This window comes from Salinimicrobium sediminis, assembly GCF_900215295.1.
Classification (GTDB): domain Bacteria; phylum Bacteroidota; class Bacteroidia; order Flavobacteriales; family Flavobacteriaceae; genus Salinimicrobium; species Salinimicrobium sediminis.
Genome location: NZ_OCMF01000003.1, coordinates 320,466 through 337,118 on the forward strand (window position 1 = coordinate 320,466; position 16,653 = coordinate 337,118).

Consider the following 16,653-nt stretch of genomic DNA (forward strand, 5'->3'; position numbering starts at 1 on the left):
CGCTTTCTTATGGAAGCGGGGTTTTTGTTTTTTCTGCATCTGCCAACCCTTTCAGGGTTCCAAACCCTGAAAGGGTTTTTTGCACCTCTCTTCGCTCCGTGAGGTCTGCGACCTCGCGCCTGGCTGAATTATGAAAGAAGGATAAGTTCTTGAAGTCTCTGACTTCATGTTACAATTCATAGAGTTTATTTCGCTCAAGGTCATGAGACTTTGCGCAGTGTGATGGGAAAAGGAAAATGAAAGACCTCACAGATTTTTGAAACCTGTGAGGTCTGGAACCTCGTTGACGCGGATTTAAAATCCGTCCCAACCTATAAATTTAAAACGAATTTATTGTCTTTCTAATCGCTGTTAGATTACCGAGCAGTCTTTCCAGATACTGAATGTCAAGCATGTTTGCTCCATCGCTCTTCGCGTTGGCCGGATCAAAATGGGTTTCAATGAAAATTCCGTCTGCCCCTGTAGCGATTCCGGCGCGGGCGATGGTTTCGATCATATCAGGGCGACCACCGGTTACACCGCTGCTTTGATTTGGCTGTTGCAAGGAGTGGGTTACATCCAGCACGGTTGGTGCAAATTGGCGCATGGTTGGAATTCCGCGGAAATCCACGATCATATCATGATACCCAAACATGGTTCCACGATCTGTAACCATCACCTGCTCGTTATTGCAATCGGTTACTTTGGTGACTGCATGTTTCATGCTCTCCGGACTCATGAACTGTCCTTTTTTGAGATTCACCACTTTCCCGGTTTCTGCGGCGGCGACTACAAGATCTGTCTGGCGTACCAAAAATGCCGGAATTTGGAGGACATCCACATATTCGGCGGCAAGGATAGCATCTTCACGTTCATGAATATCGGTTACTGTGGGAACTCCAAAGGTTTCAGAAACCTTCCGGAGAATTTTCAGCGCTTTTTCATCTCCTATCCCGGTGAAACTGTCGATGCGGCTTCGGTTAGCCTTTTTAAAAGAACCTTTAAAAATATAAGGGATCTGCAGTTTATCGGTAATGCCAACAATGGTTTCGGCAATTCGTAGCGCCATGTCTTCCCCTTCAATGGCACAGGGACCGGCAAGTAGAAAGAAATTACCTGAGTCGGCATGTTTTATCTGTGGTATCTTATTGAGTTGCATAAAAGAAATTTTCTGCAAAGATACCTTTTTTGAAAATCCCTGAAGAATTCACATTTTAAATACTAATTGTCCCTTTCATCCTGGTCAACCTCCAGACCTTCCTTAAGCTCTTCGAGTGGAGGCTGGATCTCATAACCCAAAGCACGAATAATTCGATTGTTATCATAGTAGAAATGCGCCTGCTGAACTTTCTCGTCCTTAAATTTTAAGGCCACATGATAAGGAAAACTAACGGTTTCTCCAGATGGATAGGTGAGGGTATTATTGCCCCAATGGAGGATCCATTTTCCCGCTCTTGTACCGGATTTTACTGTATTTGCAAGCCAGATTCCTTCATCCTTTAGTAAAGGGGTTGCAGTTTCCCTGCCTTTTTTCCAGTAATTGATCGTCTGGTCCAATGTTAAGCTGTCATAGCTGCCCAAATTATAGAACATAGCATCGGCTGCTACATTATTACGCAGTACATCCCAATTGCCTGCTTCATAAGCCTTAACGGTTTCTTTTGCTACTTCCATGACCTGCTCATCTGCAGAATTTTTAACGGTCACCTGTCCAAAACCTGTTTGGAAAAAAAGGAACCCAAACATGATCATCATAAGCTGCTTCATATATCTTGTTATTATCTTTTCTGTCTCCATAGTGCCTCCAATTTAAGTTAAACAAAGAATTATAATCTACTGAATATTAGTCCCTTAAATTTAACGATTTTAAACCTGAAATGAAATTTTAGCTTCCCAAAATATGAGAAACATCAGTTTTAGAGGATTTCAATAAGGGCTTTTTTGAGAAGTGAGTTTGCTTCTGAAGCTCTTCTGAATCTAAGTAATTGTTTATCAGAATTTTAATAGGCTATAAAATTTTACTATAATTCCAAAAGCCTGTATTTTATATGGAAAAAATAAACGTACCTTTGCAGCCTTTAAAAATCAGGCGTTTATATGACAGCTATTAAGAATATCGCGATTATCGCACACGTTGACCACGGAAAGACCACTTTGGTAGATAAGATCATGTACCATTGCAGGCTTTTCAGGGAAAACGAAAACACCGGGGATCTTATCCTTGATAACAATGACCTGGAAAGGGAACGAGGGATCACTATTACTTCCAAAAACGTTTCTGTAGTTTATAAGGATACAAAGATCAACATTATCGATACTCCCGGTCACGCCGACTTTGGAGGAGAGGTAGAAAGAGTTTTGAACATGGCCGATGGGGTTTTACTTTTGGTAGATGCCTTTGAAGGACCAATGCCGCAAACCCGCTTTGTACTTCAAAAAGCTATCGATCTTGGATTGAAACCTTGTGTGGTGATCAATAAGGTGGACAAAGAGAACTGTACACCCGAAGAGGTGCATGAAAAGGTATTCGACCTGATGTTTGAACTTGGTGCCGAAGAGTGGCAGCTTGATTTTCCTTCAGTTTACGGTTCAGCCAAAAATAACTGGATGAGTGATGACTGGAGAAACCAAACAGACAGTATTGAACCGCTACTTGATATGGTGATCGAACATATTCCTTCGCCAAAAGTGGAAGAAGGTTCTCCACAAATGTTGATCACCTCTCTAGACTTTTCCTCCTTTACAGGAAGGATCGCCATTGGACGTCTTCAACGTGGGACTCTTAAAGAAGGAATGCCTGTTGCCCTGGTAAAAAGAGATGGCAGCATCAAAAAAACAAGAATAAAGGAATTACACATATTTGAAGGTCTTGGTCGAAGAAAGATTGAAGAGGTAAATGCCGGAGACATTTGTGCTATTGTTGGGCTTGAAGGCTTTGAGATTGGAGACACCGTCGCCGATCTTGAAAATCCTGAAGGGCTAAAAACTATTGCTATCGATGAGCCTACAATGAGTATGCTTTTCACTATTAATGATTCACCTTTTTTCGGAAAGGACGGAAAATTCGTTACTTCAAGACACATCAAGGAGCGCCTTATGAAGGAGCTTGAAAAGAATCTTGCTTTAAGAGTGGAGGAGACAGACAGTGCAGATAAATTCATGGTCTTTGGTCGTGGGGTCCTTCACCTGTCGGTTCTTATTGAAACCATGCGTCGTGAGGGTTACGAACTTCAGATCGGGCAGCCTCAGGTGATCATCAAAGAGATCGACGGAGTGAAATGTGAGCCTATTGAAGAATTGACAATTGACCTTCCGGAAGATGTTTCAGGAAAGGCTGTGGAAATGGTGACCATGAGAAAAGGGGAGATGCTAAGCATGGAAGGAAAAGGAGACAGGATGACTATTCAGTTCCAGATCCCTTCCCGCGGAATCATTGGTCTAAGAAATCAATTGTTGACCGCTACAGCGGGAGAAGCTATAATGGCTCACCGTTATAAGGAATATCAGCCGCTTAAAGGAGGAATTCCTGAGCGTCAAAATGGTTCTTTAGTGTCCATGGAAAAAGGAAAAGCAATTCCTTATTCTATCGACAAGCTACAGGATCGTGGAAAATTCTTTGTAGATCCGGGAGAAGATATTTATGAAGGTCAGGTGATTGGAGAGAACTCCCGCCAGGATGATATGGTGGTGAACATCACAAAAACCAAAAAACTTTCGAATGTACGTTCCTCGGGTGCAGATGATAAGGCAAGGATAGTTCCTGCAATTAAATTCTCATTGGAAGAAGCCCTGGAATATATTCAAAAAGATGAATACGTGGAGGTAACTCCCAAGCACCTGCGCTTAAGAAAGATCTATCTTACTGAAAACGACAGAAAGAGAAATAAGATCATGTAATCAGATCATTTTTTATAATAAGAGCTGTCAAAAATCGTATTTTTGGCAGCTCTTGTTTTTTAAAGGTTGTTCTAATTATGAGTGCAACACCTAGTCTTGAATTTTGAACATTGAATTAATTATGGAATTATTTGGAATATCATATGTGGAGTGGATTGGCTATTTAGCATCTTTAGTTTTGCTGCTGTCCTTCCTTATGCGAAACATCACTACTCTAAGGTACATTAACAGCCTGGGCTGCCTTTTATTTGTTATTTATGGATTTCTACTCGATTCCTGGCCCATCACCATCACGAATGGAGCAATTATCCTGATCAATATCTACTACCTCTTCATTAACCGTAAGAACAGTGAAAGCTAGATTTTAAAAAGGTAGAAGTACGAAATTAGAAGTACGAGTTTAGGGTTTGCAAAGTATATTACCTTCCAAAAATGATGTTTTTGGGAGGTTTTTTTGTGCTTAAATTATAAGCACAACTACTTTTACAGGGAGACCTTCCCAAGGGATGTGGGGCTCCCATATTTTTATTTCTTTATAGGGAAGTTATAAGCGATGAAAAAGTCGTATTTTTAAGATAGTAAATTAAAAGATAATGGCTTCGTCAGATTTAAGAAATAGGGTAAAAGAGTATGTAGATACAGCAGATGTGAGGCTTCTAAAGATGATTGAAGCTTTGGCAGAAACTTATCACAATGAAGCGCACGAACCTTCATTAAGTGAGGAGCAATATGAGATTTTAGACTGCCGGAGAGAAAAGCATTATAGTGGTCACAGTAAATCCTTTTCCTGGGATGAGGTGAGGCAGAACGCCAGAAAAGCCAAACCCTAAATGCCCTTTTCTTTAAATATAAAAGAGGAAGCAAGTATTGAAATTCTCGAAGCCTATCTCTACTATGAAAGGAAACGGCCGGGACTTGGAGAAGATTTTCTTATTCATCTTGATGTTTATTTCGACAGAATTATCTCTAATCCTGAGCATTTTCCGCAGAAAAGAAAACCCTATCGTGAAGCATTTTTAAAACGATTTCCTTTTCTGATCGTTTATGAGCTAATAGAAAATAATATTATAGTTTATTCTATTTTCAATACCTGGCAAGATCCGGGGAAAAAGAAAAAATAAAGGAATTCTTAATCCTTTTAATTTAGAAAATACCTCAGGCGGTAATATTAAGCTCCATTTTAAAATATGAAATTTTCAGACATAGAGCACTTCGACCGTCGCTCCCTACAGTCGCTGGCTCAGTGTGACATTTTCCAAAGAGGTAATCCTGAACTTTGAATTTTGAATCCTGAATTTCCGTCTTTAGACGGTCTTTTGAACCACTTCAAATACTTTTTGTCCGTCGCACTTGAGGGTTTTTGACGGATACTTAAGCAACAGCGCATAATCATGAGTGGCCATAAGAATAGTCTTTCCGTTCTTGCTGATGTTTTGCAGGACCTCCATAATTTCAACCGAGGTCTGCGGATCCAGGTTTCCGGTGGGTTCGTCGGCCAGAATAAGTTCGGGATCATTGAGAAGGGCTCTCGCGATGGCGATCCTTTGCTGCTCACCTCCCGATAACTGATACGGGTTTTTAAAACCTTTGGTTCCCATTCCTACCTTTTTCAGGACTTCCTCAATTTTATTATCCATCGCAGCTTTGTCTTTCCAGCCGGTAGCCTTCAGCACGAACAGTAAATTATCATTGACGTTTCTGTCATTCAGCAGTTTGAAATCCTGGAACACCACGCCTAATTTTCGGCGAAGAAATGGAATATCCTTTTCCTTTAGGGTGCGCAGGTCGTAATCTACGATCTGGCCTTCCCCTTCGGTAAGCGGAAGATCCCCGTAGAGGGTTTTCATAAAACTGGATTTCCCTGTTCCGGTCTTTCCAATAAGGTAAACGAATTCCCCTTTTTGGATCTCTATATTGACTTCAGAAAGAATTAAAGTTTCGCGTTGATAAATGGCAGCGTCTTTTAGATACAGAACTGTTTGAGACATGAAAAATCACATTTTTGAGAGGTAAAAGTAAGAAAGTGAACGTAAATAATATCGCTTGTGTTGCTTTTCTTCTAATGAATTTTTATGCAGAAAATTTTAAGTTTCATTTAACGGGAAGGTATAATTTATCTTACAAGATGGGCGTTATTACCTAAGAGTTTCTTATATCTTTGAATCATCAACAAAACAATACCTACGAATGAAACATAGCAAAACCTGCCTGTTTGTCGTTTTACTTTTCCTTTCGCTTTTCGGGTACTCTCAACAATCTGCAATTCAAACGAATGAGCTGGCAGATTATCACCGTGCGCTGGATCTTTATAACAATCAGCAATATCTTGCCGCCCAGGCTTTATTTGATGAAGTACAGGATGAGGTGGACGACGAAAGAATTGAAGCCAATTGTGCATACTACATTGCAAATGCTGCCATAAGATTGAATCAACCTGGGGCCGATAAGCTCATGGAGGATTTCGTGCAGCGATATCCTACCAGCACCAAGACCAATGCAGCTTTCCTGGATGTTGCCGACTACTATTTTGAAACCGGGAAATATTCCCTTGCGCGCAAATGGTATGATACTGTTGACCAGAGAAACCTGAGTAAAGCAGAAAAGGAGCGGTTCTATTTCAATAATGGTTATGCGTACTTCCGCGCCAATCAACCCGAAGAGGCCAGGGAATATTTGAATAAAGTGAAAGACTCTAAGGAGTATGGCGCACAGGCAAAATATTACTTAGGTTTTATGGCTTATGAAGGGGACGATTACGAGCAGGCGAATGCCTTATTTGAAGAGGTAGAAGGCAATGAGCGCTATGAAGAGGATCTTTCCTATTTCCAGGCAGATATGAATTTCAAACAGGGAAATTTTAAAGAAGCCATCAGGCTGGGGCTGGAGCAGCTCCCAAGAGCCGATCGCCGGGATAAGTCCGAACTCAACAAGATCATTGGGGAGAGCTATTTTAATCTTGGACAATATGAAGAGGCTATACCTTATTTAAAGGAATACCAGGGCGAGCGCGGAAAGTGGAACAATACCGATTATTACCAGTTGGGTTATGTTTACTTTCAGCAGGGAAATTTTGAAGCTGCGATCTCAGAATTTAATAAGATCATTGGAGGTTCAAATGCGGTAGCACAAAATGCCTACTATCACCTTGCACAGTCTTACCTAAAAACAGACAAAAAGCAACAGGCGCTTAATGCCTTTAAGAATGCCAGTGAAATGGATTTCAATGCAGAGATCAAAGCAGATGCTGCCTTGAATTATGCGAAGCTCAGTTACGAAATTGGGAACAGCTACGCCAGCACCCCACAGGTGTTGATGGATTATTTAGAGGCATATCCCAATTCTCCGGCGAAAGATGAGATCAATGAATTGCTGGTGAATTCCTTTATTACTTCCAAAAATTATGAGGAAGCCATGCGTTTGCTGAAGGGGAACCGAAACTTTCAGAATAATGTAGTGTACCAACAGGTAGCTTTCTACCGCGGAATTGAGTTATTTAACGAAGGTAATTATCGTGAGGCGAGTGAATATTTTGACATGGCTTTAAGCGAAAGACGCGATCCACGTTTTACAGCCCTTGCAACATTTTGGAAAGCCGAAAGTGATTTCAATCTAAGGAATTATCCCGAAGCTTTGGTAGGTTACCGGGAATTCGCCGGAATGAGTGGGGCGCAGGGCGCTTCAGAAAAAGAAAATCTCGACTATAATATTGGCTATGCCTATTTCAAGCAGCAGGATTACGGAAGAGCTGGCGAATTCTTTAATCGTTATGCCAAAGACGCCTCAAAGGAGAAGTCTAGAAGAACTGATGCTTATGTACGCCTTGGTGACAGTCATTTCGTGAACAGCAGCTACTGGCCGGCGATGGAAGCTTATAATTCAGCCATTGCGCTTAATGGTTCCCAGAATGATTATGCAGCTTTTCAAAAAGCCATCAGCTATGGTTTTGTGCAGCGTAACGACACCAAAATTCAGGAGCTAACCGATTTTCTTCGGAAGTTTCCACGTTCCCCTTACAGGGATGATGCAGCTTACGAATTAGGGAATACCTATGTAGCAATGAAAAATACCTCCCAGGGTATGGAGGCTTACAACAGGCTTATAAGAGATGTTCCCGGCAGCCCGTTCGTACCTCAGGCCTTGCTGAAACAGGGACTAATTTATTATAACAATGACCAGGGCAACCAGGCGCTGGATAAACTGAAAAAAGTGGTGGCCGATTATCCTAATTCGGCTGAAGCTGTACAGGCAGTAAGTACCGCCCGTCTCATTTATGTAGATATGGGCAGAACAGATGAGTATGCCGCGTGGGTTAAAAATCTGGACTTCGTAGAGGTTACCGATGCCGATCTTGATAACACCACTTTTGAATCCGCAGAGAAGCAGTACCAGGCGAACAACACCGCTGCTGCAATTACTGCCCTTCAAAAATACCTGAATTCTTTCCCTAACGGAATACATTCCGTGCAGGCTAACTTCTACCTGGGACAATTGTACTTTAGGGAAGGAAATAAGCAAAAAAGTATTCCGCATTACAAGTATGTGATTGGCAGGTCGGCTTCAGAATATCTTGAGCAGTCCCTGGCAAGACTTTCAGAAGTTTACCTTGAAGACAGGAACTATTTTGAGGCGATTCCTCTGTTAAAGCGTTTGGAGCAGGAAGCATCCTATCCTCAAAACACCATTTTTGCGCAGTCTAATCTTATGAAATCCTATCTTGAAGGTGAGAAATATTCAGAAGCAGTTACCTATGCCGAAAAGGTTTTGGCTAATCCCGATGCAGAGCAGGCTGCTAAAGATGATGCCCAGGTGATCATTGCGCGCGCTGCTATGCGTACCGGCAATGAAGACAGGGCAAAACGTGCTTATGCCGAAGTACAAAAAACTGCTAAAGGAGAACTTGCTGCAGAAGCCTTGTATTATGATGCTTATTTCAAGCATAAAGCGGGTAATCACCAGGCTTCAAATGATGTGGTCCAACGACTGGCAAAAGATTACTCCGGCTACAAGCTTTACGGTGCAAAAGGACTGGTGTTGATGGCGAAGAATTTCTATGCGCTGGGAGATGCTTACCAGGCCACCTATATCCTGGAGAATGTGATCAAGAATTTCACACAGTTCCCCGATGTAGTACAGGAGGCTAAGCAGGAATTGGCCAGAATAAAAGCCCAGGAAGCCAAAACAAACGCTTCAGTTGAAACCAACAATTAATATACGTAAAAGCCTTCCCATGAAAATCAACTCATTAAGTGTATTGATCATGTTCTTATTTTTCACCGGCTTCTCCTTCGCCCAGGATCTGGGAAGCGAAACAGTAGAAGTGGTGAAACCATATACCCCAAGTGTAAGTGATGCTCCCAAAATAAGGGAGTTGCCAAAAATATCAGATTCAGTGAGCCTTGAAAAAAGGCCGGTGCAATACAGTATTTTTTCGGTACCTGTGGCTTCCACCTTTTCGCCGGCCAAAGGAAGGGCGGCAACTGTTGAACGTCAAAGGCCGCCAAAGCTGTATGATAACTATATTACACTTGGCTTTGGAACCTACACCAGTGCTCTTGCGGAATTCTACAGCAATATAGAGGTGAATCGCACAGATAACTTCGGAATTTTCCTGAACCACAATTCTGCCCAGGGAGGAATCGACGATGTGGTGCTTGATGATCATTATTATGACACTGAACTCAACCTGAATTACTCCTCCAGAAACCGAAACCTAATCTGGAATATGGATTTTGGTGCCGAACATCAGCAGTATAACTGGTATGGAGTCCCATCTTCACTTCCTTCAGAAATCGAGGAAATAGATCCACAACATAATTACTACAGTGTTAATGTGGGTGGGGAAATCAACCTTGATAAATCATTTTTTGACAGGGCTGAAGCAAATTACAGATACTTTGGAGATGACTACAGTTCTGCAGAACATCGTTTTAAGATCAAGCCAACCCTGGAACTGCCCATTGGAGGAGAGCTCTTCCACACCAACCTTGTGCTTGATTATGTAAACGGAAGTTTTGAGCGTGATTACTTCACCGGAGAAGGGATCAACTACAGTTTCCTCAACACCGGGTTGGAATCAAGTCTATTGGTCCTAAGAGATGATCTTACTCTAAATCTGGGGGCTGCTATCTATTACAGCCTGGATTCTGAGAACAGTGACGGCGGAATATATGTTTATCCGCAGGTGACTGCCAGTTACCGTATGGCCGGGGATTATTTTATTGGTTATGCAGGATTGGAAGGAGAATTGCGTCAAAACACCTATTATGAATTTGTAAAACATAATCCTTTTCTTTCACCTACCCTGGAAATCCATCCAACAGACAGGCAATATGACGCTTATGTAGGGGCAAAAGGAAAGCTTTCCAACAGTGTTGGTTACAATGTACGGGCAAATTATACGGCCGAAGATTTTAAGCCGCTTATTATTTCTAATCCAGTAGTTTCTGCCTCCAATTTGGAAAATTATAGCTTCGGAAATTCCTTTAATGTGGTTTATGATCAGGTAAACACTGTTTCTGCCTTTGGGGAACTAAACTTTGATGTGCGACGCAATTTAAATCTGCGGTTAAATGCCACCTATTTTGTTTATGATACCAGTGAACAGGAGGAGGCATGGAACCTGCCTGAATACGAAGCCAACCTGATGATGGATTGGCAGATCACTAAAAAGTGGTTTGCCGGTGCAAATCTCTTTTTGGTAGGAGAAAGAAAAGATGCCAATCTTTATGATGTAAGAACTTTGGATGAACTTCCTTCACCTGAGGTTGTTGATCTTGATGGTTATATAGATCTCAATGCTAACCTGGGATACAGGTTCAATGACAGGTTATCCATATTTGCCCGTGGTCATAATTTGTTGGGTGATAATTATGAAAAATGGAAAAATTACCCGGTAATGGGTCTGCAGGTAATGGCCGGTGCGACCTATAAATTCGACTTTGGAAGAAGATAATTAGAACTTCCATACCTTTTAAAAAGCCGGTTTTTAAACCGGCTTTTTAATTTTTTACGCATGAATAAGATCCGGGTAAAGAAACCTTAACAATAAGGTAACATTGGATCTTTTTGGAGTATTTACTTTTGCGGCCAGAAAAAAATCCGGAAGAAGAAGCCGAAAACCGTTTATTTTTCCAAATTTTGAAATCTATTAAATAGCAAATGGCAAAAAATAAAAAGTTCAACCGGACGAAGAGGAACAGACCTTATCTGAACGTCCTCGATTTCATGGTACAGGAAAAGACTTTCCTCGCCATCGTAATAGTAGGCCTCGTGCTGGCAGGAATTCTCACCGGGTATGGTCAGGCAGGAATGTGGCTGGGTTTCTTTTTTGCTGCGTATGCGACAGTTGCAAACGACAGTATTCAATCCCTGGGAACCTTTATTGAAAGCAACAAGAATAAGAAATGGTGGGTACTATGGCTTTTTGTTGGTGTAATTTTCCTTGCAGTAGTCACCTTTAGTTGGGTTTACTTCGACGGAGATGTTACTTATCAAAGATTACTGGATTCAGATGGGAACAGTAAATACCCGCATCCCGAAACTTTTGGCTTTTTCCAGATCATCGCTCCACTGGTCCTGCTTATCCTTACCAGAATGCGTATGCCGGTATCAACCACCTTCCTCATTTTAAGTGTATTTAGTGCAGATACTTCTGGAATTACTTCGGTAGTATGGAAGTCATGGTCGGGTTATATCATGGCCTTTATCCTGTCTTTCCTTGTGTGGTATCTTTCCTATAACACCATCAAAAAATATTTCAAGAGCCGTAAAACCCACAATGCCTGGACAGCAATCCAGTGGATTGTAAGCGGTACGCTCTGGGGAGTTTGGGTAATGCAGGATGGTGCGAACATTGCAGTTTACCTGCCCCGTACCCAAAGCCTTACCGAATTCATCATTTTTGCCACCACTATTTTTGCAGGTCTTGGTTTACTCTTTTATCTGAGAGGGGACAAGATCCAGGAAGTAGTAAGTGAAAAAGCGAGGATCTCAGACATTCGTGCAGCAACTCTAATCGATGCTACTTACGTAATCCTGTTGATCTACAAACTTTTTATAAGTACTGTGCCTATGAGTACCACCTGGGTTTTCCTTGGGGTTATTGGAGGTAGAGAGATTGCAATAAGCCTTGCAAGAACAAAGAAAGGAAGGAAACACCGCAAAAAAGCAGGAAAGATGATCTTCAGGGATTTCTCCTCTGCAATGATCGGGCTGTTCGTTTCTATCGCCCTTGCAGCAGGTGCTAATCCAGAAATACGCAGTGCCATTGGAGAAACGGTATCCGGCTGGTTTTAACGTATAGCAACAAAGTATAACAGAATGCGTCTCAATTGAGGCGCATTTTCTATTTTTACCCAAACCTTAATTAAAATCATGAAAAAATTACTCTTTTTGATCCTGAGTATAGGGGTCTTTTTTAGCTGTGACAACAACAGTAAAGAAGCTGCCGATTTGCTGGTGATCAATGCAAAGATCTATACGGTAGATGAGGAGTTTTCTACTGCGGAAGCTGTCGCCATTAAAGACGGAAAATTTCTTGCTGTAGGTACATCTGAAGAGCTTCAGGAAAAATATGACGCCACTGAAGTAGTAGATGCCGCCGGCAAAACCATTCTACCCGGACTTATTGATGCACATGCGCATTTCTATGGGCAGGGAATGAACCTGCAGGCAGTTGATCTTACCGAAACCAAAAGCTTTGAAGAAGTGGTGAGCAGGATCGTTGAGTTTCAGAAGCAGAAGAATTCCGAATTTATTATTGGTCGCGGCTGGGATCAGAATGACTGGGAGGTGAAGGAATTCCCGGTTAAGGATACCTTAGATGCACTTTTTCCTGATACTCCCGTTGCGATCACCCGGATTGACGGACATGCCTTATTAGCGAATCAGGCAGCTCTCGATGCTGCCGGCATCACACCAAACACTCCTGCCGAAGGAGGTGAAATAGAGGTAAAGGATGGAAAACTCACCGGGATCCTTGTAGACAATCCGATGGCCCTGGTTGAAAATGCCGTACCCGCTACAAGTACCAAAGATCAGATCACTGCTTTGCTGGATGCCCAAAAAGAGGTTTTTCAGTATGGTCTAACTACCATAAACGATGCAGGTCTTGACAGGCAGGTTATCCAATTGATCGACAGTTTACAACAGGCTGGAGCTTTGGATGTGCGAATCTATGCCATGATTAGCAACACCAAAGACAATCTGGATTATTTCCTGGATAAAGAGCCGCTAAAGACAGATAAGCTGAATGTGCGCTCCGTAAAATTCTATGCAGATGGTGCCCTTGGTTCCCGCGGTGCTGCTTTAAAGCAGCCTTATTCAGACAAGCACGACCATTTTGGAGCGCTGTTATCTTCAGTAGCCGAATTCAAGGAAACTGCTGCACGAATTGCTGCCTCTCCGTATCAAATGAACACCCATGCAATTGGAGATTCTGCAAATGTGGTTGTTCTTAAGACATATGACTCTTTACTTGCAGATGCAGGGGACAGGCGTTGGAAAGTGGAGCATTCACAGGTTATCGACGAGGAGGATTTTAAATATTTCAGCAAGAATATAATTCCTTCTGTACAGCCTACTCATGCCACCAGTGACATGTATTGGGCGCAGGACAGGCTGGGACCTGAAAGAGAGAAAGGAGCCTATGCCTATAAGCAGCTGTTGGACCAGGCAGGAATAATTGCATTAGGAACAGATTTTCCGGTAGAAAAAGTAAGTCCGTTTTTGACATTTTACGCTGCTGTTATAAGAAAAGATACTAAAGATTATCCCGAAGGTGGTTACATGCCCGAGCAGGCTTTGAGCAGGGAAGAAGCGCTTCGCGGGATGACCATTTGGGCTGCGTACAGCAACTTTGAAGAAGATGAAAAAGGTTCCATAGAACCGGGAAAGTTTGCCGATTTTGTCATTTTAGACAAAGATCTTATGGAAGTTCCCGAAGCTGAAATCCCTGAAATGAAAGCTAATGCTACCTATTTAGGAGGGAAAAAAGTATTCAGTGCTCAGTGATCAGTGTTCAGTTTTTTTAATAAGTTTGAGCAGTAAAATATAGAACTAATGAAAAACGCCCTTTAAAAAGAAGATTTTTATAGGGCGTTTTAATTACCAATTAATTTTGAATTTTTCTAAACCTTAAACCTTAAACCTTGAATAACCCCTGCGGGGTTATTTTCCTCCATTAGCCTTAAGGTCAAGCTGACATTTTTCATCAAAGTCAACAATATTCTCTCCATCTTCGAGGTAACTGAATGGGGAAGAGCCAAAAGCTATTGATGCGGCCATAAGGCAGCCATCAACAATACAATGCGCTTTTTTACTTTTTTCAGTTTCTTCATGGGGAGTTTGAGCGGGGGAACCATTATTTACAAGACCAAAAAGATGACCGAATTCGTGGTGTAAGGCAGTAGTCTGAATTTCGCTCCGGGATATAGAAAATCCGGACATTTCAGACACTTCTTTATCGAAAACAATTATTGAGGTGTTCCTGTAGGCTTTTCCAATGATTTTTTTGTCTTCATTACTGTCTACGCTTTTGTCGTCGGCAAAAAAGATATAAGTGCTCAGGGTTTTTCCACTTGAGAAGCTGGTCCTGTTTGTTTTTTCCTGAGCAATAATTTCTTCCAGGGTATAGGTGCCAAAATTGGGTGAAGCCACTGCCCTTGTTATTATAGTGATTCCGTCTGGTTTGTTGAGATATTTGTTCAGGAAGATCTTTAGATTACTAAGCGCTTCGGGAGTTGGTTCAAAGCCTGTGACGTAAACGATCTCTATCTCAAGGGCGGTAAATTTTTCGTCGCTAAGGAAATCCCTGGCAGAGGCTCCTAAAACCAGATCATTGCGGTGTGATATTTCCTCTTTATCAGATTCATCTGTAGAACAACCTGTAAGAAGTATTAATATAAGTGAAGAGAACCAGGTAAGTTTAAATAGTATTCTTGCCATTCATTTTTACTTTAAAGTAAGTTTTGCCAGGTAATCATAGTGGTCCCCTTCGAAAACTTTTTCACACTCAAAACCATTTTTAGCTGCTGCTAAATATAAGGAATCAAAATCAAGATACAACCAGGGAAAATCTTTTGAAGTTTCTCCTTTATAACTAAGGCGATAGGTAAGTTCCCCATAATAACCCTGGGAGGTATCAACCCAAACCCCACCATCTTCATCCTGCTCAAAAAGATAAATAAGGTCCGAGGAGTCGATCAGGACCTGTCCATTTATTGTCAGCAGATTCTTCAGCTGCCGGAAAAAATTATCTAAAAAACGCATTTTTCCCACGATACCAGTACCGTTCATGAGTAAAAGAATAGTATCGAACTTTTCTTCGGAAAGGTCTTCAAAATTGATAATTTTTGCGTCTGTAACTCCGCGTTTACGGCATACTTCTATTGCTCCCGAAGATGTGTCAATTGCTTTTACCTCAAGATTTCGCTCCTCCTGAAGGTAAAGAGCGTGGCTACCGGCACCACAACCTACGTCTAAAACTTTTCCGCGACATAGTTGCAAAGCTTTTTGCTCCAGCTTTGGCATTTCCTTATAGCTTCTAAAGAGGTAAGGCACCGGGATCACATCATCATCAAAGTCGGGCGAGTGGACAGTAATTTCCTCGTCATCACCATTTTCAAAGAATGCTTTTATAGCTTTTCCGAAGATATCGGGATCATTTTTTAGCTTGCTCACTTGTGGGTTCTGTTTATATTTGCAGCATGCAGGAAGAGATAGATGGGCTCCCGCAGCGGGCCAAAGATAAACATAAGGAGAATAAGAAGTTTTTCCAGCAGCTTAAAAAGAAGCCACCGCGCCACCTGGATCTTCAAATGCAGGAGCTGCACGAAGAAGAATTTCAAAAAACCGATTGCCTTAGCTGTGCCAACTGCTGTAAAACTACGGGCCCTCTATTTACCAATAAGGACATTGAGCGCATTTCAAAATACCTTAAGTTAAAGCCGCAGCAGTTTATCGATCAATATCTCAGGATAGATGAGGACAATGATTATGTACTGCAGGAAGTGCCTTGCGCTTTTCTTGCTCCCGATAATTATTGCATCATTTATGACGTGCGGCCAAAAGCCTGCAGCGAATTCCCCCACACCAACCGCAAAGACTTTCACAAGATCTCCAATCTCACGATGAAGAATGTCGCTATTTGCCCGGCGGCGTTTAGGATTGTAGAGGAGATGAAACGCAGAGCCTTGAAGAGTTAGTTCTTTAGGATGATTATGTATTGTACTAGATATCAGGGTTGTTTTTAACTGTTCCGAGTTGCGGGTTGCGAGTTGTTTCTTTAAAAAGTATATTTTGAGTATCTTTTAATTTGATTTTGAAGACATACTTGCATGGCACAATCTTATAAGGAACTTGAAATTTATTCTATATCTCTTACTCTCTTTTACAAGATCCACTCCTTAAGTCTTCAGCTGCCAAAACATGAACTTTATGAATTGGGCAGCCAGATTCGCAGGTCTGCAGATTCAGTAAATACTAATATTGTGGAAGGATATGGCCGTAGAAGATATAAAGCTGATTTTCTGAAGTTTCTTGTCTATTCTCACGCAAGCAATGACGAGACGCTAAATCATCTGGAGAAACTCGTTCATCTGTATCCCGGCATAATGAAGGACCATCTTTATCTACAAAAGGAGTATAATAGCCTTGGGGGAAAAATAAATTCTTTTATAAAATACGTGGAAACTTCGTGGAAAAGCTGATATAAATTTCATTCAACCCGCAACCCGCAACCCGCAACCCGTAACCCGCAACCCGTAACCCGCAACACTT

General features: G+C 41.7%; 15 protein-coding genes. 10 read left to right on the forward strand and 5 right to left on the reverse strand.

The annotated features are described in order from the left end of the window. Window positions 1-319 precede the first annotated feature (319 nt). Both kdsA and CRO16_RS12480 read right to left on the reverse strand, forming a co-directional pair. Window positions 320-1,138, reverse strand: a complete 819-nt coding sequence (gene kdsA, locus CRO16_RS12475; protein WP_097056815.1) for a 3-deoxy-8-phosphooctulonate synthase — start codon at window positions 1,136-1,138, stop codon at window positions 320-322. A 62-nt stretch (window positions 1,139-1,200) separates the two neighbouring features. After that, window positions 1,201-1,776 carry a nuclear transport factor 2 family protein gene (locus CRO16_RS12480; RefSeq protein WP_097056716.1) on the reverse strand — a complete coding sequence of 192 codons (576 nt, stop codon included), beginning with the start codon at window positions 1,774-1,776 and terminating at the stop codon, window positions 1,201-1,203. A 300-nt stretch (window positions 1,777-2,076) separates the two neighbouring features. Here CRO16_RS12480 and typA point away from each other — a divergent pair, with 300 nt between their 5' ends. The 4 genes from typA to CRO16_RS12500 all read left to right on the forward strand — a co-directional run bounded on the left by typA (window position 2,077) and on the right by CRO16_RS12500 (window position 4,997). After that, the gene (typA, locus tag CRO16_RS12485; protein WP_097056717.1) at window positions 2,077-3,876 is read left to right on the forward strand and encodes a translational GTPase TypA; all 1,800 of its coding nucleotides are present in this window, start codon (window positions 2,077-2,079) and stop codon (window positions 3,874-3,876) included. 121 nt (window positions 3,877-3,997) lie between these two features. Beyond that, on the forward strand, window positions 3,998-4,237 hold the full coding sequence (locus CRO16_RS12490) for a YgjV family protein (protein WP_097056718.1): 240 nt from the start codon (window positions 3,998-4,000) through the stop codon (window positions 4,235-4,237). Between the two features lie 232 nt (window positions 4,238-4,469). Continuing rightward, window positions 4,470-4,706 (forward strand): addiction module protein, encoded by a 237-nt coding sequence (locus CRO16_RS12495; RefSeq protein ID WP_097056719.1) that lies wholly within the window; start codon window positions 4,470-4,472, stop codon window positions 4,704-4,706. Then, window positions 4,707-4,997 (forward strand): plasmid stabilization system, encoded by a 291-nt coding sequence (locus tag CRO16_RS12500; protein WP_097056720.1) that lies wholly within the window; start codon window positions 4,707-4,709, stop codon window positions 4,995-4,997. Window positions 4,998-5,180: 183 nt separating this feature from the next. Here CRO16_RS12500 and CRO16_RS12505 read toward each other — a convergent pair whose 3' ends face one another. Continuing rightward, a complete protein-coding gene (locus CRO16_RS12505) occupies window positions 5,181-5,864 on the reverse strand; it encodes a cell division ATP-binding protein FtsE (protein WP_097056721.1) in 684 nt (227 codons plus the stop codon). Window positions 5,865-6,063: 199 nt separating this feature from the next. Here CRO16_RS12505 and CRO16_RS12510 point away from each other — a divergent pair, with 199 nt between their 5' ends. The 4 genes from CRO16_RS12510 (at window position 6,064) to CRO16_RS12525 (ending at window position 13,887) form a co-directional block, all read left to right on the forward strand. Beyond that, entirely contained in the window at window positions 6,064-9,084 is a 3,021-nt protein-coding gene (locus CRO16_RS12510) for a tetratricopeptide repeat protein (protein WP_097056722.1), read from the forward strand. A gap of 19 nt (window positions 9,085-9,103) precedes the next feature. Then, entirely contained in the window at window positions 9,104-10,828 is a 1,725-nt protein-coding gene (locus CRO16_RS12515; protein ID WP_097056723.1) for a TonB-dependent receptor, read from the forward strand. A gap of 206 nt (window positions 10,829-11,034) precedes the next feature. Beyond that, window positions 11,035-12,171, forward strand: coding sequence for a hypothetical protein (locus tag CRO16_RS12520; RefSeq protein ID WP_097056724.1), 1,137 nt, complete (start codon window positions 11,035-11,037; stop codon window positions 12,169-12,171). Between the two features lie 78 nt (window positions 12,172-12,249). After that, the gene (locus CRO16_RS12525; RefSeq protein WP_097056725.1) at window positions 12,250-13,887 is read left to right on the forward strand and encodes an amidohydrolase; all 1,638 of its coding nucleotides are present in this window, start codon (window positions 12,250-12,252) and stop codon (window positions 13,885-13,887) included. 156 nt (window positions 13,888-14,043) lie between these two features. On the opposite strand, the gene CRO16_RS12530 is transcribed toward CRO16_RS12525, so the two are convergent. Then, window positions 14,044-14,820, reverse strand: coding sequence for a membrane metalloprotease (locus tag CRO16_RS12530; RefSeq protein ID WP_097056726.1), 777 nt, complete (start codon window positions 14,818-14,820; stop codon window positions 14,044-14,046). Between the two features lie 6 nt (window positions 14,821-14,826). Further along, window positions 14,827-15,555: a class I SAM-dependent methyltransferase gene (locus tag CRO16_RS12535; protein WP_097056727.1), complete on the reverse strand. Its 729-nt coding sequence runs from the start codon at window positions 15,553-15,555 to the stop codon at window positions 14,827-14,829. A 26-nt stretch (window positions 15,556-15,581) separates the two neighbouring features. Between CRO16_RS12535 and CRO16_RS12540 the strand changes: the two genes are divergently transcribed. Together CRO16_RS12540 and CRO16_RS12545 are read left to right on the forward strand one after the other, a co-directional pair. After that, entirely contained in the window at window positions 15,582-16,079 is a 498-nt protein-coding gene (locus tag CRO16_RS12540) for a YkgJ family cysteine cluster protein (RefSeq protein ID WP_097056728.1), read from the forward strand. A 132-nt stretch (window positions 16,080-16,211) separates the two neighbouring features. Beyond that, a complete protein-coding gene (locus CRO16_RS12545) occupies window positions 16,212-16,583 on the forward strand; it encodes a four helix bundle protein (protein ID WP_097056729.1) in 372 nt (123 codons plus the stop codon). Window positions 16,584-16,653: the final 70 nt, after the last annotated feature.

What these genes read in the sequence shown, in the direction of transcription:
- CRO16_RS12495 (WP_097056719.1), top strand. Translation starts at nt 4,470, where the DNA reads ATGGCTTCGTCAGATTTAAGAAATAGGGTAAAAGAGTATGTAGATACA.
- CRO16_RS12525 (WP_097056725.1), top strand. Translation starts at nt 12,250, where the DNA reads ATGAAAAAATTACTCTTTTTGATCCTGAGTATAGGGGTCTTTTTTAGC.
- CRO16_RS12520 (WP_097056724.1), top strand. Translation starts at nt 11,035, where the DNA reads ATGGCAAAAAATAAAAAGTTCAACCGGACGAAGAGGAACAGACCTTAT.
- CRO16_RS12505 (WP_097056721.1), bottom strand. Translation starts at nt 5,864, where the DNA reads ATGTCTCAAACAGTTCTGTATCTAAAAGACGCTGCCATTTATCAACGC.
- CRO16_RS12480 (WP_097056716.1), bottom strand. Translation starts at nt 1,776, where the DNA reads ATGGAGACAGAAAAGATAATAACAAGATATATGAAGCAGCTTATGATG.
- CRO16_RS12515 (WP_097056723.1), top strand. Translation starts at nt 9,104, where the DNA reads ATGAAAATCAACTCATTAAGTGTATTGATCATGTTCTTATTTTTCACC.
- CRO16_RS12510 (WP_097056722.1), top strand. Translation starts at nt 6,064, where the DNA reads ATGAAACATAGCAAAACCTGCCTGTTTGTCGTTTTACTTTTCCTTTCG.
- CRO16_RS12490 (WP_097056718.1), top strand. Translation starts at nt 3,998, where the DNA reads ATGGAATTATTTGGAATATCATATGTGGAGTGGATTGGCTATTTAGCA.
- CRO16_RS12530 (WP_097056726.1), bottom strand. Translation starts at nt 14,820, where the DNA reads ATGGCAAGAATACTATTTAAACTTACCTGGTTCTCTTCACTTATATTA.
- CRO16_RS12540 (WP_097056728.1), top strand. Translation starts at nt 15,582, where the DNA reads ATGCAGGAAGAGATAGATGGGCTCCCGCAGCGGGCCAAAGATAAACAT.
- CRO16_RS12500 (WP_097056720.1), top strand. Translation starts at nt 4,707, where the DNA reads ATGCCCTTTTCTTTAAATATAAAAGAGGAAGCAAGTATTGAAATTCTC.
- kdsA (WP_097056815.1), bottom strand. Translation starts at nt 1,138, where the DNA reads ATGCAACTCAATAAGATACCACAGATAAAACATGCCGACTCAGGTAAT.
- CRO16_RS12545 (WP_097056729.1), top strand. Translation starts at nt 16,212, where the DNA reads ATGGCACAATCTTATAAGGAACTTGAAATTTATTCTATATCTCTTACT.
- typA (WP_097056717.1), top strand. Translation starts at nt 2,077, where the DNA reads ATGACAGCTATTAAGAATATCGCGATTATCGCACACGTTGACCACGGA.